This window comes from Streptomyces sp. NPDC046465, assembly GCF_040646035.1.
GTDB lineage: Bacteria > Actinomycetota > Actinomycetes > Streptomycetales > Streptomycetaceae > Streptomyces.
Genome location: NZ_JBEYZK010000024.1, coordinates 41,006 through 62,242, shown reverse-complemented (window position 1 = coordinate 62,242; position 21,237 = coordinate 41,006). Strand labels below are relative to the sequence as shown.

The following is a 21,237-nucleotide window of genomic DNA, read 5'->3' as shown; positions in this document are numbered from 1 at the left end:
GGCGCGCCCCACGCCTCGATCAGTAAGGAAACCGCAATCCGCATATGCCCGAGCCTACGCCCGACCTTTACTCAGCGGATACGGCTTTGCACAAAGAGATACGCGGAGGGGTTGCTATCGGCCAGCACGATGCTTCACCGGGTGGCGGGGGCTACTTCACGGGCAGGTGGTACGCGATCCGATAGCGGTCGGCGGGCACCACGACGTCGGCCGTCTCGACCGGGCGGCCCGACGCGTAGTACGTCCGGTGGACGACGAGGACCACGTGGCCGGGGACGCCGCCGAGCGCCGTGAGCTCCTCGGCCAGGCCGGGGCGGGCGCCGACGTCCTCCGCCACGTTGTCCACGACGACGTCGATGGCCGCCATCCGCTCCACCACCCCGCAGCCGCCGAGCGGCCCCTCCTCGGGGAGCATCACGGGCGAGCGGCCGGTGACGGCGAGGGGCTCCCAGGAGGTGGAGAGCATCATGGCCTCCCCCGCGTCCCGGAAGACGTACTTCGTGCACATGACGCGGTCGCCCGGACGGATGTCGAGCCGCTCGGCGACCGCGACGCTCGCCTCGACCTGCTCGCTGCGGGACTCCCAGGTGCCGCGCGCGCCGTCCGCGGCCTGCTCCTGGCGGAAGGGCGTCGATCCGCCGTTCGCCGCGCGGTACCCGGCGCGGGCGACCTTGCGCGGGGCGGGGTGCTCCCGCACGTAGGTACCGGATCCGGAGCGGCCCTCGACGAGGCCCTCGGCCATCAGGACCTTGCGCGCCTCCAGGGCCACCGTGTCGGAGACCCCGTACTCCTCGCGGATTCTGGCCTGCGAGGGGAGACGCGTGTGCGGCGGCAGCGAACCGTCGACGATCTTCTTGCGGAGATCACCCGCGACGCGCAGATACGCCGGCTGCTCACCGAAAGTCACTGGCCACTCCCATCAGGTTGACAGACAGCAACAGCCTGGCAACCGTGGGTTGTTGGGTGCAACCCTAGGCCAAGGATTCACCCGAAGTGATGATTTCTCGCGGTGCGGGTCTTTACGCAGGGCCTTTCCGCGGATATGGGGACCGGTCGAGGGAACCGAGGAAACGCTTCGTCGCGGCCCGCGCGATCTGGCTGCCCCAGCCACCCCAGTTCACGTCGAAACAGTGGTCGGCCCACGGGAGTTCGATGTACGTCGCCGGGGCACCGGCCTCCTTCAGACGCCGGGCCAGCTCGCGCGCCTGCGCCACCGGCACCGCCCTGTCCGCGCTCCCGTGCAGCAGCAGCGTCGGCGGCACGTCGCCGCGGACCAGGCGGGCCGGTGAACCGAGGCGGTAGCGGGCGGGGGCGGTGGCCGCCGAACCGCCCATCAGGCGCGGCATCACGGGGTCGCCGCGCAGCGCGGTACCGGCGATCAGGCGCCCCATGTCGGTGGGCCCGTAGAGCGAGATCACGCCCGCGACCGAGCTGTCGCGCACCGGGCACGAGGCGGGGACCCTGCTGTCGCCCTGCGTATAGGCGGCGGCGAGCGCGAGGTTGCCGCCGGCCGAACTCCCCGCGAGGAGAAGGCGGCCGGGATCGATGCCGTACACGCGCGCGTGCCGCCGCACCCAGCCGACCGCGCACTTCACGTCGCCGATCTGGCCGAGCTGGGTGGCCCGGGGCGCGAGGCGGTAGTCGACGTCGAAGACCGACCACCCGCGGGCGTTGAACCACCGGTTCCACTCGGGGGTCTGACTGCGGTGCCCCTTGTTCCAGCCGCCGCCGTGCACCCAGACGACGGCGGGCCGCCGCACCGCCGCTCGCTTGGGCAGCGCCCAGAGGTCAAGGCGCAGCTTCTGCCCCCGCTCCGGATGCGCCCCGCGGACGGCGCCCACGCGCGCGTACGTGAGGGTGCGCGTGCGGTCGGGCACCTTGGCGTAGTTGACGCCGTCGAAGTACCGGGCGAGGGCAAGCTGTTGGCCCGCCCTCTCCGCAGCTCCGTAGGCGGCCGCGTACGGCATGACGCCGTACACGAGGGCGGCGAAGGAGGCGAGCGCGGCGAGCCCCGCGCACCAGGGATGACGTCGGCCCGCGCACGCGGCAGCGGCGAGTCCGAGCAGCCCCGGCGGCAGCAGCACGAGGCCCCAGGAGGTGATGGCGCCCGCGACGAGCACCAGGAGCGGGAGGCGGGGCAGCGGGGCGGCGACGAGGACGGTGAGCGCCGCGTTCAGGAGTCCGGCGCAGAGGAGCAGAATCCTGGCCACGGCGGGAGGCGGCACGGCGGACGTCACACCGAAGAACTATCACAGAAGCGGACAAAAGCCCTCTAAGGTGATCGCTCCGGTGACCTCCGGACCCCGCCCCCTCACGGGCCGGATCAGACCGCCGGGCCCGATCAGACCGCGGCGCCGCTCCCGTGATCCTCGTCGAGACCCGACTCCGGGCCGTCCTCCGGGGTCGCGTCACGCGGCGAAGTGGTGGCCAGGCCCAGCGACTTGCGGGCCGCCACGGCGCTCTTGTCGCCGACCCGCCCCAGGCCCGCCGCGTGGTGCTCGCTGAAACCGTCGGCGTCGGAGGCCCCGGCCGCCTTCGCCCACTCCTTGCGCCCCTCGCCGATCTCGGCGACGAGCGCGTCGATGTGCCCCCGCGACCTCGCGGGCCAGTCGTGCGCGCGCAACTGCCGCGCCTGCTCGGCAAGGCCCTTGTCGACGCGGGCGGCCCACCTCTTGTGCCCTTCGAGGTCGTTCTCGACCAGCTCCTCCTCGGGCGCCGTCGAAAAGGCCCTGTCGAAGGCGCGGTCCGCCGTCACGTACGCGAGCTGGTGGGCGTCGAGCGTCGACGCGTCGCGGCGCAGGGAGCCCGTCAGCGGGCGCGCGCCTTCCGCGGCGCCGAAGATGCAGGTGACGTGGCGGTCCCCCCGACGCCAGGTGGTCCGGTCGGGCATGAAGAAGTAGATCTCGGCGCCGCCGGGGTCCAGCCAGCTGTCCATGACGTAGTCGTCCTGGCGGTCGGTGCACCTGGCCTCGGCGAGCTCGGCCATCGCGTCGTCGCCCGGGTACCGGATGTGGTTCACCCGGAACGAGTCGAAGACCTCCCCGTCGTGACGCCCGGAGCAGGGGACGTTCGCGACCTCGAAGGCGTACTTCATGGAGTCGAGCTTCCCGTCGGGGGCGTCGAAGCAGCCCCCCTTGTCGACCGGAAAGGCACCGGCGCCCTGCCGCGACTCGCGCGCCGCCTCCCGGAAGCCATCCATGAACGCGCTCGCGCCACCCGTCACGATGCCGATGACGAGCAGCAGCACACCGGCCACGGAGAGGATGCTGCCCGCGATCGCGAGCCCCTTGCCCCGCTCGCCCTTCCGCTTGATCTGCGCGAACGCGACGAGCCCGAGGATCAGGCCGACGGCGGGCAGGAAGCACAGGATCCCGAGGACCAGGGAGGCGATCGCGAACCCGTTCACCGGCGGCCGGGAGTACGGCGAGTAGAGGCCGGGCCACTGCTGGTACGGGGTCTGTCCGGCCGGTCCGGCCTGTCCGGCCTGCCCCTGCGGAGGGGGCGCGTACGGGCCGGGCGGCGGCGGTATGTCCACGGGTGACGTGCTCCTGGATTTTGGACAGGCGGTGCGGAGAGCTTGGCGCATCGTAATCGGAGGCGGGGGCGTAAAGGTAATGAGGCGGCAAACCTCGACAACTCGGGCACTCGCCCGGGCCGTCAACGAACTCGCCCTCGCGGCGGGCTGGGTCGCTGACCCGGAGCCGTACCGCGAGGACGAGGGTGTTCATGCCCAAGGGGCAGAGGGGTGAGAGGGGTGAAAGAGGTCAGAACTGCAGACCCCAGGAGTCGATCTTCCCGGTGTCCTGGGCCGCGTTGTCGCTGACCCGCAGCTTCCATATGCCGTTGGCCGTCTCCGAGGAGGCGTTCACGGTGTAGGTGGTGTTGATGTTGTCCGAGCTGCCGCCGGTCCCGTAGGCCTTGAGTGTGTAGGCCGTGCCGTCGGGGGCGATCAGTTGGACCTGAAGGTCGCCGATGTAGGTGTGCTGGATGGCGACCGGCACGGAGAGCGACGCCGGGGCCGAGCCGTCGACGCCCGTGACGGTGATCGGCGACTCGGCCGTGGCGTTGTCGTTGATCGCGTAGTCGTCGGTGTTGGTGAACGTCTTGCCCGGCGGGTTGGTGGTGCCGCCCGTGACGTTCAGGAGGCGGTTGGGCGAGCCCGAGCCCGGGCTGCCGACGACGCCGGTCGAGGAGGCGCTGACCAGGGCCGCGGACACCTGCGCCGGGGTCGACGAGGGGTTCTGGCCCAGGTAGATCGCGGCCGCGCCCGCGACGTGCGGGGAGGCCATCGACGTGCCGGAGATGGTGTTGGTCGCCGTGTCGTTGGTGTTCCACGTCGAGGTGATCGAGGAGCCCGGCGCGAAGATGTCGAGGATGCTGCCGTAGTTGGAGTAGCTCGCCCGCGCGTCGGTGTTGGTCGTGGCACCGACGGTGATGGCCTCCGCCACGCGCGCGGGGGACTTGGTCGACGCGTCGGTCGACTCGTTGCCCGCCGCCACTGCGTACGTGACGCCGGACGCGATGGAGTTGCGTACGGCCGTGTCGAGCGCACTGTCGGCGCCGCCGCCGAGCGACATGTTGGCGACGGCGGGCTTGACCGCGTTCTTGGTCACCCAGTCGATGCCCGCGACGACCTGCGCGGTCGTGCCGGAGCCCTGGTTGTTCAGGACGCGGACGCCGACGATCTTGGCCTTCTTGGCGACGCCGTGCAGGGTGCCGGCGACGGTGCCCGAGACGTGCGTGCCGTGGCCGTGGCCGTCCTGCGCGGTGTTGTCGTTGTCGATGGCGTCGTAGCCGTAGGAGGCGCGGCCGCCGAAGTCGCTGTGGCTGATGCGGACGCCGGTGTCGATGACGTACGCCGTGACGCCCTCGCCCGCGGAGTCCGGGTAGGTGTACTTCTGGTCGAGGGGCAGGTTCTTCTGGTCGATGCGGTCCAGGCCCCAGGACGGCGGATTGTTCTGGGTCGCGGTGGCAGTGAACGTCCGGTTCTGGACGACCATGTCGACCGCCGGGTCGGCCGCGAACTTCTTCGCCTCGGCCTCGGAGAGCTCGACCGCGTAGCCGTTGAGGGCCTTGTCGTAGGTCCGCTCGATCTTGGCGCCGTACTCCTTGGCCAGGGCCTTGCCCTCGGCAGAGCGGGCTTTCGGCGCGTTCTTGTCGAGGCTCACGATGTAGCTGTTCTTGATCACTCCGGGGGCGCCGGCGTTCTCGATCGTGCCTTCCGCCCGGTCCGGCCGGGCATTCGCCGGAAGGGCGGAGACGACGCCGAGGGCGAGGGCCGCGACCGCTGTCGCGCTGATCCCGGCCAGTCTTCGGCGGTTATGACGCATCACTGCCATCTGAGGGGTCCTCCTCAATAGGTGGTGCGCTGGTGGGGGATTGGTGCGGATTGGTACGCATTGGTGCCGTGGAGCCCACACTCACAGGGGCAGGCGGCAGGGCCATGTCAAGGTGACGTGCCGACTCTTGCCTCCGTCCGGACGAAAGATTGGCGGATCCATGGAAATCCCACAAGGGCCAGGACAGGACGTAACACGGCCGTCACGCCCGGTTCCTGACGGCTCATCACCACCCGACGCGCACCTCCTGCGCCCCTCCCCGACCACCCGCCACAATTAGCCTGCGCGCATGACCCCTGCCACGGATTCGCCCGCCCTGCCGGACGCCCGGCCCGCCCTGCCCGACTACGTGTGTCCGGCCGACGGGACACGCGTCGCCCCGTCCTCGCTCGCCTGGTCCTGCCCCGCCTGTCACGGCCCTCTCGACCTGGACTTCTCCCCCACCCCCGCACCGCTCGGCAAACTGTCCGGCCGGGTGAACTCCCTCTGGCGGTACGCGGAATGCCTGCCGCTGCCCGCCCCCGCGATCTCTCTCGGCGAAGGCCGCACGCCCCTCGTCGGGCTGGCGGGAAACATCTCGGCCAAGCTGGACTTCCTGATGCCCACGCTCTCCTTCAAGGACCGCGGGGCGGTCGTCCTCGCCGCCCTCGCACGGCACCTCGGCCCGGACCGGGTCATCGCCGACAGCAGCGGCAACGCGGGTACGGCCGTCGCCGCCTACTGCGCACGGGCCGGACTCCCCTGCACCGTGTACGTCCCCGCCGGTACGTCGCCCAAGAAGCTGGCGCAGATCGACGCGCACGGGGCACGGCTCGAAGTCGTCGACGGCGACCGCGAGGCGACGGCCCGCGCGGCCCGCGCCGCCGCCGACGAACCCGGCACGTTCTACGCCTCCCACGTCCACAACCCCTACTTCCTCCACGGCACCAAGACATACGTCCACGAGCTCTGGGAGGACCTCGGCGGCACGCTCCCCGACGCCCTCGTCGTACCCGTCGGCAACGGCACCCTGCTGCTCGGCGCGGCGCTCGCCGTACGGGAGTTGCACGCGGCCGGACTCATCGCGCGCCTCCCCGCGCTGTACGCGGTGCAGTCCGCGGCGGTCGCCCCACTCGCCGACGCGTGGCGGGCCGGCGCGGACGACCTGGTCGGCGAGACCCCGCAGGCGCCGACGTTCGCGGAGGGCATCGCGATCCCCCGGCCGCTGCGGGCGCGGCAGATCCTGCGGGCGGTACGTGATCTCGGGGGCGGGTTCTTCACGGTGACCGAGGACCAGATCGCCGCGGCACAACGCGACTTGGCCGCCCGTGGCCTGTACGTCGAGTCGACCGGGGTGGCGTGCTGGGCGGCCGTACGGGACGGCGCGCTCGGAGACCGCACGGCGGTGGTTCCGCTGTGCGGGGCGGGAGCGAAGACGGGACCGGCGGGCGGGGACGTGGGCCGGAGCCGCGAACGCCGGGGGCCTGTCGCGCCAAGTACGGGGTGAGACCGCCGAACGGCGGTCGGGGAAGGAGGGCCCGTGACATCGGTCGAACGGGACGGCCCCGGTACGGACGGCGCGGCCACCGACGAGGAACTGCTCATCCGGGCCGCGCGCGACGCCTCGGCCTTCGAGCCGCTGGTACGACGCCACTCGGCGGCCCTGCACGGCTACTTCGCCCGGCGCGCACCCCAGGCCGCGGACGACCTGCTGTCCGAGGCCTGGCTGCAGGCCTACACCGCGCGGCGCGGCTTCGACGCGGGCCGCGGACTCGCGCGGGCCTGGCTGTTCGGCGTGGCCAGGAACGTCCTGTCCGCGCACTGGCGGCGGACCGACCGGCAGCGGCCCGGCCCACCGGGTGAGGGCCGCGACGATCCGTGGGAGGCGGTGGACGCACGGCTCGACGCGGCGTCCGTGGCCCCACGACTCCGCGCCCTGCTGGCCGAACTCCCACCCGAGGAGCGTGAGTTGCTTCTGCTCGTCGCCTGGGAGCAGCTGACGCCCGGTGAGGCGGCGGCCGTGGTCGGCATCCCGGCGGGCACGGCTCGCTCGCGGCTGCACCGCGCCCGGCGGCGGCTGCGCGCCGACGTTCCCCTCAAGCTGACAGGAGACCCGGCATGACCGAACACACCCACACCGCGCACACCGTGCCCACCGTGCCCACCGACCTGCTCGACTTCCCCGGTGCCGCCGAGCTGATCGCGGCGGGAGACGTGCCTCCGCCGTCCTCCGGCATCGTGGCCGCCGCGCAGGCGGCGGTGGCCCGCGCCGCACGGGGCGAGGCACCTCCCTCCCCGGCGCGTCCCCGTCTCCGCCCCCTCCCCCTCGCGCGGCGTCGCAGGGTGCTTGTCGCCGCTGCCGCCGTGGCGGCGATCGCCGCGGGAGCCGTGGCGTACCCCGTCCTCGACGTGGGGGGCCGACCGGCAGCGACGGCCTCGGCGAGCCAGTTCCTCGACGACATGGCGGCGGTGGCGTCGGACGCCCCCGCGGCCACCGACCCGCAGTACTGGAAGGTGCGCGTCGAGACCGTCAACCAGGACGACGGGAAGCGTACGGACACGACCTTCTTCGACCACGAGGGCCGCGTGTGGTCGGTCGACCCGGACGGCACGGTCCACGAGCCGCCTGCCGGCGAGAAAGGCAAGGTCAAGAAGTGGCCGGTGGGTGAGAAGTGGCTGACGTGGCCCGCGCTCGGCCAGCTGCCGACCGACGAGAAGGCGCTCGCGGCGCTCTTCCCCGCTGACCCGGAGAGCCGGTTCGAGCAGGTCGCGATCCTGCTGGAGGACTCCCCCGCGAGTCCGCAGCTGCGGGGTGCTCTCTTCCGGATCCTCGCCGATGCCCCGGGCGTGCGGTTGGTCGGGGACGTGCGGGACAGCAAGGGGCGGGCGGGAGTCGCCGTCGAGGTCACGCGGAAGTCGTGGTACCGGGTGGGGTCGGCCAAGCCGGTGACGCACCGGACGAAGGACCGCTACGTCGTCGACCCGCGTACGGGGTTGCTCCTGGAGACGACACACAAGCTCCTGGACCGGGATGCTCCCGTGGACCGCTACACGTGGCTGGAGGTGGGTCCGGCGGATCGCGTCGGCTAGGGCGTGGCCGGAGGGTCGGAGGGCCGGGTACGCCGTGGTGGGGCGGTGTCTTTGACGGTGACCGGGGCCGCCCGGCTTTTTGCGGAGTGTGGCGGTTCCGGGCCGCCAGTAAAGGGCGCTCCGCTGCGCTCCACGTCGGCTGCGCCGATTCCGCTCCGCTCCACCCTTGACTGCCGCCCCTCCACCGCACGTGAACTTTGACCCGGACGCCCAGGGGTGGGGCCGACGGGGACTGTGGGGATGGGTCATCACCTTTCACCACCGGGTGCGGACCGGCCCATCGTGAGTGGGCGCCACGCTCGGGGCTCGGCCAGCCGCCCGGCTACGCCGCTCGGGCCATCCCCGCCCGCTGCCGGGTGCGGACCGGCCCATCGTGGCTGGACGTGAGGGTCGAGGCACCGACGAGCAGGCTGGCCCCGCCCCCGGACATCTACTTTGGGAAAGTTGCGAATGGATTCGCCGTGCGCCCCCCGATCACTCCCCGCGCGCCCTCCCCGGCCGTCTTTCACGGGCCCGCACACCCGATGGCGAGGGGGGCGCATTCCCTCCGGTGGGGGGCGCGCGGCGGTCTGCTTCGCAACTTTCCCAAAGTAGATGTCCGGGAGCGGCCGATCCCGCCATTCATTCCGCGTGCCCGGCCGCGTGCCCGGCGGCGTCTCGACCGTGACGGGGACCCACGATGGGCCGGTCCGCACCCGGCAGCGGGCGGGGATGGCCCGAGCGGCGTGGCCCGGGACCGCGCTCAGACCGTAGCCCGCGCTCACGTTGAGCCGGTCCGCACCCGGCAGTGAAAGGTGATGGCCCGAGCAGAGGTCCCCGAAGTCCCCACCCCTGGCCGTCCGGGTCAAAGTTCACGTGCGGTGGAGGGACGGCAGTCAAGGGTGGAGCGGAGCGGAATCGGCGCAGCCGACGCGGAGCGCAGCGGAGCGCCCTTTACTGGCGGCCCGGAACCGCCACACTCCGCAAAAAGCCGGGCGGCCCCGGGAACCATCAAAGACGCCGCCCCGCCAACGTCCCCGTCAGACCTCCGCCGGAACGGCCCGGCACTCGTCCAGGAAATCCACGATGTGCCCGAACACATCCAACGCCGCGTTGCGGCCGATGAACGCGTCGAGGTGGCCATACCCCGGCACCTCCACGTAGCGCACGTCCATCTCCGGATACCGGCGCGAAAGCACGTCGTGGCACAGCTCGTTGGAGTCGTACCAGAAGCGGTTGTCGCTGCCGGACAAGAGCAGCAGCGGCGCCTCGAACTTGCCCGCGTTGTCGAGCGCGTTCTTCGGGAGGGCGTCGTAACGGCCGTCGGCGTCGTTGTACCGCATCATCGTGTGGGCCAGCTCAATGCTGCGCAGATGCGGCAGGATCCACATCGGCACCGTGCCGTACAGGTCAGCCAGGCGGTCGTGGGTGACGTCGTCGAGGTTGTCGTGCTCGAAGAGCGAGCCTCCGACGCCCCACGAGTCGTTGTGCAGGATCTGGCAGTTGGGGTCCTTGCACTCCGCGCCGAGCGAGACCTCCGCGAAGATCAGCGAGTGCTTCGACCAGAGGCCCACCTTCTTGAAGTCGGTGGGGATGTTCACGAAGCGGGACCGCAGGAGTTCGCCGCCGAAGTGCAGGCGCGCCCGCGTCTTCCAGGACATCTTCGGCGTGAGGAAGACGCCTTGCGCGACGACGCCCGCGAGGCCGGGCACCAGGCCCGCCGCCATGCTCAGCGACAGGCACATCGCCCCGATGCAGTGCGCGACGACGAGCAGATCGCGCCCCTCGGTACGTTCCTTGATCAGCGACACCGCCTCGGGGATGTCGTAGAGCGCCACGTCGTCGAAGGTGTAGCGCACCCGGCCCTCGTTGTAGGGCAGTCGGCAGCTGCCCCGCCAGTCGAGGAGCCACGGTTCGTAGCCCGCGTCGAGCAGGACGTCGACCAGGTTGCGGGTCTCCGGGAGCATGAACATGTCCGCCGAGGCGGTCAGTCCGTGCAGGATCAGTACGGGCGGGCGGTCCGTGGAGCCGTCGGCCGGGGCGACCCGGCACAGGCCGAGTTCCGTGCCGTCGGAGGCCGTGAAGGGGATCTCCTCGACCCGGTCCCCGAGTGCGTGGTGAAGGGGCCTGAGCGTCATCGGGTCTGCTCCCTCTTGATCATGAGTTTCCTGATCTTGCGTTGCACCTTGTCCTTGTCCCGGTCGATCGCGTCCTTGCGCAGGTCGAGGAGTTCGGCGGCGACACGCAGCGACGGCTCCGCGAGCCCCATGCCCACCTGCACGAAGAACCACGAGAGCCAGGCCAGCTTGGCGAGCCGCTGCTCCTGCGACGTGAGGCGCGGGTCGACCCGGATCCCGTCGATCTGGTCCGGGACGTAGCTCTTGCCGGGCACCTTGACCACACCGGCCAGGCTCGCGGCTTCGCCTTCGCGCCCGATGGTGACCTCGATGGTCCGGGTCTGCTTCCAGAAGTCGCGGCTGGCGCGGGCCGTCTTCCAGCCCTCCAGCCACCAGCGGCCGCCGTCCCGGTCCGCCAGGACCATGCGGTAGCGCAGGAGCGGGTGGTCGCTGCCGTGCTGGAGCGGGACGCCTTCGTCGGGGCGGACCCAGATCTCGCCCGCCTCCACCGTCAGCGGCTCCGGGTGCAGCCGTTCGCAGGTCACCTCGCCGCGTACGTCGATCTTCCGGTGCCGTACGACCTGGTACATGCTCGCGATGGAGAGGGTGAGGGCCATCCGGCACTTGGTGTCGCGGTCCTCGCCGACCGGGCCCACATGCCCCTTCGTCCGCTCGCGGAACGACAGGTAGGGCGGGTCCTCGCGGCTGGGCAGCCGTGCGACGCCGTCCTTCGCCATCCGCTCGAAGGCCTTCAACTGGGCCTGGGAACCGTACCGTTCGGCCATCGGCAGCCGGTGCCTCGCGACGAACATCTCGGTGCGCTCCGAGCCCGCCTCGGGGCCGAACATCAGCGCCTCGAACAGCTTCATCGCGGTGGGGCTGCGCAGGATACGTATCAGGAAGTCGAGCTCGGGGACCGGCTCGGCCGCGTGCCGCTGGAGCAGGTCGTCGCGCCAGTCCCGCCAGTTGGCGATGCGGACGTTCATACCGGCCAGCTTCATGTCCTTGACCAGTTCCGGCAGCGTCTCCGCGCGGCCGGTCAAGTTGTAGTTCTGGCCCCACGCCTTGGGATCGAACACCACCGCGGCCGCCACCTTGCTGATCCAGTCCACCGGTGCCAGGTTCATGAACTTGAAGGCGGGCACGGTCCGGTACCGGGAGATCGCGCCGATCAGCCCCGTGCTGAGGTCGCGCGGGTTGTAGACGCCGGTACGGGTGTGGCCGCCGATGGCGCCGGGGCGCAGGAAGGTCACCGTCAGGCCGTGCTCGCGGGCCCGTCGCAGCACCGCCTCGGCGGCCCACTTCGACTTGTCGTATCCCGCGAAGAGCCGGTCGATGTGGGCGACCGGGTCGTCCTCGCCCATCTTCTCGATGCCGACCTCGTTGAAGACGGCGACCGACGACACGTGGTGCACGGGCTTGGGCCGCCCCGTCATCGCCAGCTCGGCGAGGACGAGCGGGCCGAGCACGTTGGTCTGGCGCAGCGAAGGGTAGCCGCGCAGGAAGTCGACGGCGGCGGCGACGTTGACGATCGAGTCGATGTCCTGGGCGAGGCCCGCCCAGGTCTCCTCCGACAGGCCGAGGCGCGGCTGCCTGAGGTCGGCGGCGAGCACCGTGACCCGGCGCCGTACCTCGGCGGACCAGGGCTGGTCGAAACTGGCCAGGGCGTCGGCGAGGCGCCGCTCGGCCGCCGCGTCGTCTGCCGCGCGCACCACGCAGACCACCTCGGCGTCCCCCTGCCGGAGCAGGTCGAGCAGGAGGTGGCTGCCGAGGTAGCCGGTGGCGCCGGTGAGCAGGATGCGGCGCGGCGCGCGCGGCTCGGCCTGGCGGCTGAACGGCAGCCGGTCGGCGAGTGCGAGGTCGGCCAGGATCATCTCCAGGTCCTCGTGCGTGCCGTCGTCGTCCGATGCGCGGACGACCACCGGGGCGATGGAGGGTGAGGTGTTCGCGGGGGCGGCCTCCGGGGCCTTCGGGGGCCGCGCGGCCGGAGCCGACTCGGCCACCGTGGCCGGCAGCCCCGCCGCCGCGGCCCAGCGCTGCGCGAGGCGGCGGGGCCGCGCGTCCGCGAAGACGTCGTCCAGGCTCACCCGTACGTCCAGTTCCCGGGCCATGACCGCGACCAGCTCGACCGCGTCGACCGACGACAGACCGGCGTCGAACAGGTCGGTCTCGGCGTCGGGCGTGCCGCCTTGCAGGAAGCGGGCGGCCCGCGCGGCGATGTCCGCGGCGACCTCCGCGACACCGCGCGCGGCGGCCTCCGGCTCTGCGACAGGAGTCTGCGGGGCCGCCGGGGCCTTCTGCCGGTCCGCGGGAACCGCCGTGTTCCGGAAGCGTGCGAGCAGGTCGGACGCCTGGGCACGGCCGGGACCGCGCCGCTCGATCACCTCCTCCTCGGGACGACGGTTGACACTGCGGTTGCGGCTGGTTCCGCTACCCGCCTCAGGCATTGCTGACCTCCGCTGCGTTTTCGGATCCGAGGTCCCAGGAACGGAACGCACGGAGTTGTGCCACCGGCACCGCGACCTCGAGGCGCGGTGCCTCGACGTCGCCGCCGCCCAGGCGGGAGACCAGGCGTCGTGCGGGAATGTTGCGGGGCGTGTTGTCTGCGACGAGGCGCACCGCGGCGCACCCGTGGTCCTCGGCCCGGTCGGCCAGCCACTGCAGCAGCCGGTCCTCCACGCCGCGGCCGAGCACGCGGCAGCTCATCATCCAGGCGACGACTTCGAGCGCCTCGTCGTCCGCGGTGACGGCCAGGACGCCGATCTGCCCGTAGGCGCCGAACCGGTCGCGGGCGGTCGCCGTCCACACCTCGCCGTCCTTCTGCAGCCGCGCCAGTTCGGCGGCGTCCAGGGGGCGGGGCCGCAGGTTGAACTGGTTGGTGCGCCTGCTCAGTTGGACGGTGCGCTCGGCCGTCGCCTCGGACACGGGCTCGATGTCGAGTTCGAGCTGCAGGTTCTCCAGGAAGTCCGCGAAACCCAGCTGGGCGCGGGCCTCGTCGCGGACCTGCTCCTGCTGGTAGAAGTCGGCCCTCGCGGAGTCCTCGGCCGTCGCGGCCCGCGGCACCATCGGCCACAACCGGCCCACGAAGTCGCCGAGTTCGGCGGCGGCCGGGCAGGTCACGCAGAGCACCTCGGGCAACTGGGCGCGCACCCCGGCGATCTCCACCGGGTTGTCGTCCAGGAAGAGGAAGCTGTCGAGGCCGAGCCGCAGCTCGTCGGCGATGCGCGCGATCCGCCGCCACTTGGGCTCCCACTCCGCGGAGATCGCGGCGAAGTGCTCGCGGTGCAGCGGGCTGTCCGGGCGGTCGAGGATGCGGTGCACCGTCTCCTCGTCGTTGTTGGAGACCAGGGCGAGCAGCACGCCGGCCTCCCGCCACTGCAGCAGCCGCCGGGCGAGCAGGGCGCGGGGCCCGGTCCAGTCGACGTTCTCGGGGCCGACCTCACCGGCGATGCCGCTCCACAGCGTCTCGTCGCCGTCGACGACGATCACCTTGGGCGCCGGGCGGCCCAGCTTCCAGACCAGGTCGGCGAGGCGCAGTGCCACCACCGCCTGGAACTCGTCCTGGAACGGCAGGTGGGCCACCGCGTCGGTGTGCGCGTCGAACACGTCCTCCACCGGATACGCGTCGTCGTTCCACCCGTCGGAGGGGAGTACGGCGATGCCCGGCCGGTCGGCGATGCGCTCGGTGACCTGCCGTTCCCACGCGCGCAGCCGGGCGTCGCCGGAGTGTTCCGGCAGGAACGCCACGACGAGCGGGGTGCGGGTGCGGTCGGCGAGGGCGCGCAGGGCGTCCGGGTACTCGACGGCGAGCTGCGCGAGCAGGTCGCCCTCCACGTCGGCGTCGGCGAACCGCGTCAGGTCGCCGGGGCGCAGCAGGACGAGGTTGGCCGCGGTCGACGACTGGGCGAGGACGCTGCCCGGGTCGTGCAGGGCGGCGAGCACCTGGTGGTACGGGGCTTCGACCACGTCGAAGGGGCCGCCGTCGGCGCCGGTGTCCTCAAGGGCGACCGACAGCATGGCCGGGAGGTTGCCGAGGGCGAAGGTGGCGGCGACGGCGATCTGGGCCGTGGGTTGGGGTTGGGGTTGGGGTTGGGGTTGGGAGTCTGTGGCGGTGGCCGTTGCGGGCTCGGGGGCCACGGTGACGGGTCCTTCCGGTAGTGCGGCGAGGGTGTCGGGGCCGTCGGCGATCTCCGCGGCGAGCGCGAGGCAGCCGCGCGCGAGATCCGCGCAGCTCTCCTCGTCCAGGACGTCGGCGTTGTACTCCAGGCCGAACTTCCCGAGGCCCGGCATCACCGTGACCATCAGGTCGAGGTCGGAGTAGCCGGTGCCCGCGGGGACGATCTCCAGGCCCTCCGCCGCACCGGCCTGCGGCGGCATGTAGTTGAAGTAGACCTCGACGAGGGGCGCGTCCTTGCGGTACAGGCCCTCCTCGACGAGGGCGGACATCGCGTCGAAGAACGTGACGCCGCGCTCCAGGACCCGGCTGAGCCGCCTGTCGGTGCGCCGCAGTACGTCCGCCGTGCCCTCGCCCGGCTCGACCTGGGCGGCGTACGGGATGGGCAGTCCGAAGTAGCCGACCGCGTCGAGGGCGGACACGTGCATGCGGGTGTCGACGGGGACCGCGAGGACGAACCTGTTCCGCTCGCGCAGCCGGGCGAGGTGCACGGTCAGGACGCCGAGCCAGAAGGCGGCGGGCGTGATGCCGAGGCGGTTCGCACGGGCCGCCACCTTCTCGTGCAGCTCGGGCGACAGCTCCGCCAGGTGCATGGCGGACCGGAACGACCGCTCGGCGGGCCGCGGTGCGGCCAGTTCAAGGTCGAGGCGCCGGGCCCCCACGAAGTCCGCGCGCCAGTCGGAGGAGGTGGACGGGCTCTGCGCATCCGCCCGGCTCTGCTCGTCCGCCGGGCGCGTGGCCTGGGCCCGCAGGAGCAGGTCGATGTCGCGGTTGGTGACGACGGCATCGGCGGCGGGCGGCTCGGTGGCGCCGAGTCCGGCGCCGAGCCCGTGCGCCACCAGCATCAGCGAGGCCAGGTCGGACACGGCGTGGTGCGCGCCGAACACGAGGACCTGCTCGCCGGACGGGTACGCGAGCAGCTCGAACCGCCACAGCGGGGCGACGGCCAGGTCGAACGGCGGCTCCATCAGCGCGCGCAGCCGCTCGTCCACGTCGGTGCCCCCGGCCACCTCGGACCAGCGCACCAGGTCGCCGTCGAGGGTCCGCCGCACCTCCAGCTGCTGCCCGCCGTCCGCGTCCGCGACGATCGCGGTGCGCAGCGCGGCGTGCCGGGCGGCGAGCGAGCCGATCACCTCGGTCAGCCGGTCCGCGGTCGTCGGCGCCGCGAGCCGTACGGCGAGGCCGATGTGGTGCGTGACGGCGGGCGTTCCGTGCTGCTCGGCGCGGAGCAGGCGTACGACGTCGCGGGTGGCGGGGTGCCGTACGACGTCCGCGACCTCCTCGGTGCCGTCGTCCGCGGCAGGACCCGCGCCCTCCTCGACGGTCCGGCCCGCGCCCGCGCCCTCGATGAGCTGGTCCGCGATGGACTCGACGCTGGCGCCGTTGAACAGGGACGCGATGGGCAGGGACTGGCCGAAGTCCGACTCGATCAGGCTGCGGATCTGCATGGCCATCACGGAGTCGAGGCCCTGGCCGACGAGCGGCGCGACGGTGTCGATCTCCGCGGTGTCGAAGCCCATGGTCCCGGCGAACCGGTACCGGAGCCGGTCCATGACCGCGTCCCGCGAGTCGAGCGCCATGCGCCCGCCCGGGCCGCCGTCATGCTGTCCCGCGCGGGCCACGGAGACGCGGGCGCGCGGCGGGAAAAGACCGGCCAGGAGCGGGGGCAGCAGCCCCGGCTCGGTGGCGCGCAGGACGGGTTCGTCCAGGGCGGCCGCGAGAAGCAGCGCGTCGTCGGTCGCGGGCCCGGTTCGGGTTCCGGTTCCGGTGACGGCGAGCGCGGCGTCCAGGAGCCCGAGCCCCTGATCGGTGCCGAGGGCGGCGATCCCGCCGCGGTTGATCCGCGCCAGGTCGTCCTCGCCGAGGTGCCCGGTCATGCCGGTGGCCTCCGCCCACAGGCCCCAGGCCAGCGAGAGGCCGGGCAGGCCCGCGCGGCGGCGCTGCTGCATCAGCGCGTCGAGGAAGGCGTTGGCCGCGGCGTAACTGCCCTGCCCCGCCCCGCCGAGCACGCCCGCGAGCGAGGAGAAGACCACGAAGGCGGACAGCTCGGTCCCCGCGGTCAGTTCGTGCAGATGCCAGGCCGCGTCGGTCTTCGGCCGCAGGACGGCGTCCAGGTCGTCGGCGGCGATGGACTCGACGACGGCGTCGCGGAGCACCCCGGCGGCGTGCACGACGGCCGTCAGCGGATACGCGTCCGGCACGTCGTCGCGCAGCACCCGCCGGAGCTGTTCCCGGTCGGCCACGTCGCAGGCGCGCACGGTGACCCGCGCCCCGGCGGCGGTGAGTTCGTCGCGCAGCGCCTTCGCGCCGTCGGTCGTGAGGCCGCGCCGGGACAGCAGGAGCAGGTGCCGGGCGCCGAGTCCGGCGGCGTGCCGGGCCACGTGGGCGCCGAGTCCGCTCGTCCCGCCGGTGATCAGTACGGTGCCGGTGCCGAAGGCGGCGGACACGTCGTCGGACGCCGGTCGTCCGGCCTCCTTGCGGCGCAGCGCGGGGGCGTACAACTTGCCGCTTCGGATGGCCAGTTCGGGCTGCCCCGTGCGCAGCGCCTCCTGCATCAGGTCTTCTTCTTCGAGGCCGGGTGCGTCACCGTCGACGTCCACGAGGACGACGCGGCCGGGGTTCTCCGCGCGGGCGGCCCTGGCCAGTCCCCATACGGGTGCGTGGGCGAGGTTGACGTCGGTGCCGGGCTCCTCGGTGCCGGTGAGCACGGCGCGGCGGGTCAGCACGACAAGGCGCGCCGAGGCGGGCCTGTCCTGAGCCAGCCACTCCCGCACACCGCGCAGGGTCTCGGTCAGTACGGTCCGCGCCCGCGCGGCCTCGTCACCGGAACGGCCGGTGGGGTCGGGAGCCTTCAGGACCGTCCCAACCGTCCCAACCGTCTGAACCGTCTGGTCCAACGCGTCGGCGTCCCGGCCCGCCACGTACGGCGACCACTCGACGGACAGCAGCGCGTCCGTGCTGCTGCCCGGGGTGACGAGGTCGCCCGCCGTCACCGGACGTACGAGGAGCGAGTCGATCCGGGCGATCGGCGCACCGGACGGATCGGCCGCCTCGACCGTGAAGGTGTCTCCCCCGGTGGGGGTGATCCGCACGCGCGCCTCGGTCGCGCCACGGCCGTGCAGGGTGACCGTCCCGAAGGAGAAGGGCAGCGGCGTGCGGCCGTCGAGGCCGTCCACCGCGGCGGCCTGCAGCGCGGCGTCCAGGAGAGCGGGGTGCACGCCGAAGCGCTGCGCCTCCTCCGCCTGCCGCCCCGGCAGGGCGACCTTGGCGAGGATCTCGTCGCCGAGCCGCCACACGTCGGACAGGCCCTGGAACGCCGGTCCGTACTCCAGACCCGCGTCGGCCATCGTGTCGTAGTGCGCGGCGGCGTCCAGGCGCTCCGCACCGGCGGGCGGCCACGCGGCGGCGGCCAACGGCCCTTCGACCGCTGCGGGGGCGGCGTCGGAGGCGAGTACGGCGCTCGCGTGCCGGGTCCACTCCGCCGTGCCGTCGTGCGTACGCGGCCGGGAGTAGATGTCGAGCGGACGGCCCGCCCCGGCCACGGCTCCGACCTGCACCTGAAGGTCGATCTCGCCCTGCTCGGGCAGGACCAGCGGCGCATGCAGGGTCAGCTCCCGCAGCACGTCGCAGCCGACCTCGTCGGCCGCGCGGAGCGCCATCTCCACGAAGGCGGTACCGGGGAGCAGGACCGTGCCGAAGACGGCGTGGTCCGCCAGCCACGGGTGGGTGGCGCGGGACATCCGCCCGGTCAGCACGACGTCGTCGCCGCCCGCGAGACGCACGGCCGCGCCGAGCAGCGGATGCCGCACCGCGTCCAGGCCCGCGGATCCGACGTCGGCGGACATGGCGGCGGGCGGCTGCCAGTACCTGCGGCGCTGGAAGGCGTACGTCGGCAGCTCCACGAGCCGCCCGCCCGCCGTCCACGGCGACCAGTCGACGTCGACACCGGCGACGAACACCTCGGCGAGGCCGCGCAGGAGCTGGGCCTCTTCGCCCTCGTCGCGGCGGAGCGTGCCGACGGCGCTCACACCTGTCGTACGGAGGTGATCGGCGTACTGCGTCACGGCGCCGAGCAGGACGGGGTGCGGGCTGGACTCGACGAAGACGCGGTGCCCGGCCTCCAGGAGCTGGTGCAGGGCGGCGTCGAAGCGGACGGTCTGGCGCAGGTTGGTGAACCAGTACTCCGCGTCCATGGCGGTGGTGTCGATCAGGTCGCCGGACACCGTTGAATACAGCGGCACGTGACTCGTGCGCGGCTTGATCTCGGCCAGTACGTCGAGCAGCTCGGCCTTGAGGTCCTCGACCTGCGGCGAGTGCGAGGCGTAATCCACCGCGACGCGCCGCGCCTGAATGCCATCGGCCTCGCACCCGGCCAGGAACGCGTCGAGCTCGTCGGGCGCACCGGAGACGACGACCTGCTCGGGCCCGTTGACGACGGCGACCTGCAGCCCATCCGTCAGCCGCCCGGTCACCCGCGCCTCGGGCGCGAGGACGGACACCATTCCGCCGCGCCCGGACAGCTTCAGGATCGCGCGGCTGCGCAGCGCCACCACCCGTGCGGCGTCATCCAGGGACAGCGCACCGGCCACGCACGCGGCCGCGATCTCACCCTGAGAGTGACCGACCACGGCCGCAGGCTTCACGCCCAGCGACCGCCACAGCTCCGCCAGGGACACCATCACCGCGAACAGGACCGGCTGCACCACATCGACGCGGCGCAGCGTCTCCTCGTCACCGTCGCGCACCACATCCAGGAGCGACCAGCCATCGACGTACGCATCGAGAGCCGCCGCACACTCGCCCATCCGGGACGCGAACACCGGTGAGAAGGACAGAAGTTCACGCGCCATCCCGACCCACTGCGAGCCCTGGCCCGGGAACACGAACACGGCACCCGCGGAGGGCGCCGCGCGCCCCGAAACGACACCCGTCGCCGCCCGCCCGGCCGCCAACTCGCCCAGGACAGACGCCAGTTCGGAGACATTGGCGCCGAGAACGACCGCCCGGTGCTCCAGCACCGCACGCCCGGAAGCCAGCGTGAACCCGACGTCGCGGGGGTCAAGGTCGACGCCCTCCCCGACCCGCGCCAGCAACCGCCCCGCCTGCTCCGCGAGTGCCGCCTCACTGCGCGCCGAAAGCACCCAGGGAACGACCCCGTCGCGCCCGTCACGTACCGGCTCGGTCGCCTCGGCCGGGACCTGCGCCTCGGTCGGTGCCGCTTCCAGGATCACGTGCGCGTTCGTCCCGCTGTAGCCGAAGGACGAGACTCCGGCCCGACGGGGGCGGTCGAGCTCGGGCCACGGACGGTTCTCCGTCAGGAGTCTGACGTTGCCCTCGGTCCAGTCGACGTGGTGCGAGGGCTCGTCCACGTGCAGGGTGCGCGGCATGATGCCGTGCCGCATCGCCTGCACCATCTTGATGATGCCCGCGACACCGGCCGCCGCCTGGGTGTGGCCGATGTTCGACTTCAACGAGCCGAGCCACAGAGGCTGTTCCTCGCCGCGCCCCTGCCCGTACGTGGCGAGGAGCGCCTGCGCCTCGATCGGGTCGCCGAGGGTCGTGCCCGTGCCGTGCCCCTCGACGATGTCGACGTCGGCCGACGTCAGCCGGGCGCCGGTCAGGGCGTCCTGGATCACCCGCTGCTGGGCGGGGCCGTTGGGTGCCGTCTGGCCGTTGGACGCGCCGTCCTGGTTGACCGCCGTGCCGCGGACGACCGCGAGGATCCGGTGGCCGTTCTTCTCGGCGTCGGAGAGGCGTTCCAGGGCCAGCATGGCCACGCCCTCGCCCCAGCCGGTGCCGTCCGCGGCCGTGGCGTACGACTTGCAGCGGCCGTCGGCGGCGAGGCCCCGCTGACGGGAGAACTCGATGAAGACGCCAGGGGTGGACAGCACGGTCACGCCACCGGCCAGCGCCAGGGTGCACTCGCCCTCGCGCAGCGACTGCACCGCCTGGTGCAGCGCGACCAGGGACGACGAGCAGGCCGTGTCGACCGTGACGGCGGGGCCCTGCAGTCCGAGCGCGTACGAGACGCGTCCGGAGACGAGGCTGCCGACGCTGCCGCCCGTGGGGTCGTAGTCGTGGTGGAAGGAGCCGGTGAAGACGCCGGTGCGGGACTCCTTGAGGGTCTGCGGGTTGATGCCCGCGCTCTCCAGGGCCTGCCAGGACGCCTCCAGCATCAGTCGCTGCTGCGGGTCCATCACGTGCGCCTCGCGCGGGGCGATCCCGAAGAACGCCGGGTCGAAGTCCGCGGCATCGTGCAGGAAACCGCCGGAGCGGGTGTAGGTCTTGCCGGGGTTTCCCGGTTCGGGGTCGTAGAGCGCGTCGACGTCCCAGCCGCGGTCGGCCGGGAACGCGCCGATCGCGTCCTCTCCCCCGACGACGACGTCCCACAGGTGGTCCGGCGACGACACCCCGCCGGGCAGGCGGCAGCTCATGCCGACGATCGCCACGGGTTCGTTGCGGCGGCCTTCGAGCGACTGCAACCGCCCGCGCGTGGCGTGCAGTTCCTCCGAAACCGCCTTGAGGTACTTGAGCAGCTCGTCTTCGGTGGGCATGAACT

General features: G+C 72.6%; 10 protein-coding genes. 3 read left to right on the top strand and 7 right to left on the bottom strand.

The window, feature by feature from the left end; all coding sequences use genetic code 11:
• Positions 1–151 precede the first annotated feature (151 nt).
• The 4 genes from ABZ953_RS31370 to ABZ953_RS31355 form a co-directional block, all read right to left on the bottom strand.
• On the bottom strand, positions 152–907 hold the full coding sequence (locus tag ABZ953_RS31370; protein ID WP_361730925.1) for a GntR family transcriptional regulator: 756 nt from the start codon (positions 905–907) through the stop codon (positions 152–154).
• Positions 908–1,019: 112 nt separating this feature from the next.
• On the bottom strand, positions 1,020–2,237 hold the full coding sequence (locus ABZ953_RS31365; RefSeq protein WP_361730923.1) for an alpha/beta hydrolase: 1,218 nt from the start codon (positions 2,235–2,237) through the stop codon (positions 1,020–1,022).
• Between the two features lie 104 nt (positions 2,238–2,341).
• Positions 2,342–3,535 (bottom strand): DUF4190 domain-containing protein, encoded by a 1,194-nt coding sequence (locus tag ABZ953_RS31360; protein WP_361730920.1) that lies wholly within the window; start codon positions 3,533–3,535, stop codon positions 2,342–2,344.
• Between the two features lie 229 nt (positions 3,536–3,764).
• The gene (locus ABZ953_RS31355) at positions 3,765–5,339 is read right to left on the bottom strand and encodes a S8 family peptidase (protein WP_361730917.1); all 1,575 of its coding nucleotides are present in this window, start codon (positions 5,337–5,339) and stop codon (positions 3,765–3,767) included.
• Between the two features lie 289 nt (positions 5,340–5,628).
• Here ABZ953_RS31355 and ABZ953_RS31350 point away from each other — a divergent pair, with 289 nt between their 5' ends.
• From ABZ953_RS31350 to ABZ953_RS31340, 3 genes are read left to right on the top strand one after another with little or no spacing between them, the layout of a single operon-like run.
• On the top strand, positions 5,629–6,825 hold the full coding sequence (locus ABZ953_RS31350; protein ID WP_361730914.1) for a threonine synthase: 1,197 nt from the start codon (positions 5,629–5,631) through the stop codon (positions 6,823–6,825).
• 33 nt (positions 6,826–6,858) lie between these two features.
• Positions 6,859–7,440, top strand: a complete 582-nt coding sequence (locus ABZ953_RS31345; RefSeq protein ID WP_361730911.1) for a sigma-70 family RNA polymerase sigma factor — start codon at positions 6,859–6,861, stop codon at positions 7,438–7,440.
• The gene (locus ABZ953_RS31340; protein WP_361730908.1) at positions 7,437–8,408 is read left to right on the top strand and encodes a CU044_5270 family protein; all 972 of its coding nucleotides are present in this window, start codon (positions 7,437–7,439) and stop codon (positions 8,406–8,408) included. Before ABZ953_RS31345 ends, ABZ953_RS31340 begins: the two co-directional genes overlap by 4 nt.
• Before the next feature lie 1,019 nt (positions 8,409–9,427).
• On the opposite strand, the gene ABZ953_RS31335 is transcribed toward ABZ953_RS31340, so the two are convergent.
• The 3 genes from ABZ953_RS31335 to ABZ953_RS31325 are packed head-to-tail and all read right to left on the bottom strand — an operon-like array spanning position 9,428 to position 21,232.
• Positions 9,428–10,525 (bottom strand): alpha/beta fold hydrolase, encoded by a 1,098-nt coding sequence (locus ABZ953_RS31335; protein WP_361730905.1) that lies wholly within the window; start codon positions 10,523–10,525, stop codon positions 9,428–9,430.
• Entirely contained in the window at positions 10,522–12,951 is a 2,430-nt protein-coding gene (locus ABZ953_RS31330) for a thioester reductase domain-containing protein (protein WP_361730902.1), read from the bottom strand. The genes ABZ953_RS31335 and ABZ953_RS31330 overlap by 4 nt, the downstream gene beginning before the upstream one ends.
• Entirely contained in the window at positions 12,944–21,232 is an 8,289-nt protein-coding gene (locus ABZ953_RS31325) for an HAD-IIIC family phosphatase (protein WP_361730899.1), read from the bottom strand. Before ABZ953_RS31325 ends, ABZ953_RS31330 begins: the two co-directional genes overlap by 8 nt.
• Positions 21,233–21,237: the final 5 nt, after the last annotated feature.

Excerpts from the sequence above, each read along its gene's own strand:
- ABZ953_RS31355 (WP_361730917.1), bottom strand. The coding sequence starts at position 5,339 with ATGGCAGTGATGCGTCATAACCGCCGAAGACTGGCCGGGATCAGCGCG.
- ABZ953_RS31350 (WP_361730914.1), top strand. The coding sequence starts at position 5,629 with ATGACCCCTGCCACGGATTCGCCCGCCCTGCCGGACGCCCGGCCCGCC.
- ABZ953_RS31340 (WP_361730908.1), top strand. The coding sequence starts at position 7,437 with ATGACCGAACACACCCACACCGCGCACACCGTGCCCACCGTGCCCACC.
- ABZ953_RS31335 (WP_361730905.1), bottom strand. The coding sequence starts at position 10,525 with ATGACGCTCAGGCCCCTTCACCACGCACTCGGGGACCGGGTCGAGGAG.
- ABZ953_RS31330 (WP_361730902.1), bottom strand. The coding sequence starts at position 12,951 with ATGCCTGAGGCGGGTAGCGGAACCAGCCGCAACCGCAGTGTCAACCGT.
- ABZ953_RS31325 (WP_361730899.1), bottom strand. The coding sequence starts at position 21,232 with ATGCCCACCGAAGACGAGCTGCTCAAGTACCTCAAGGCGGTTTCGGAG.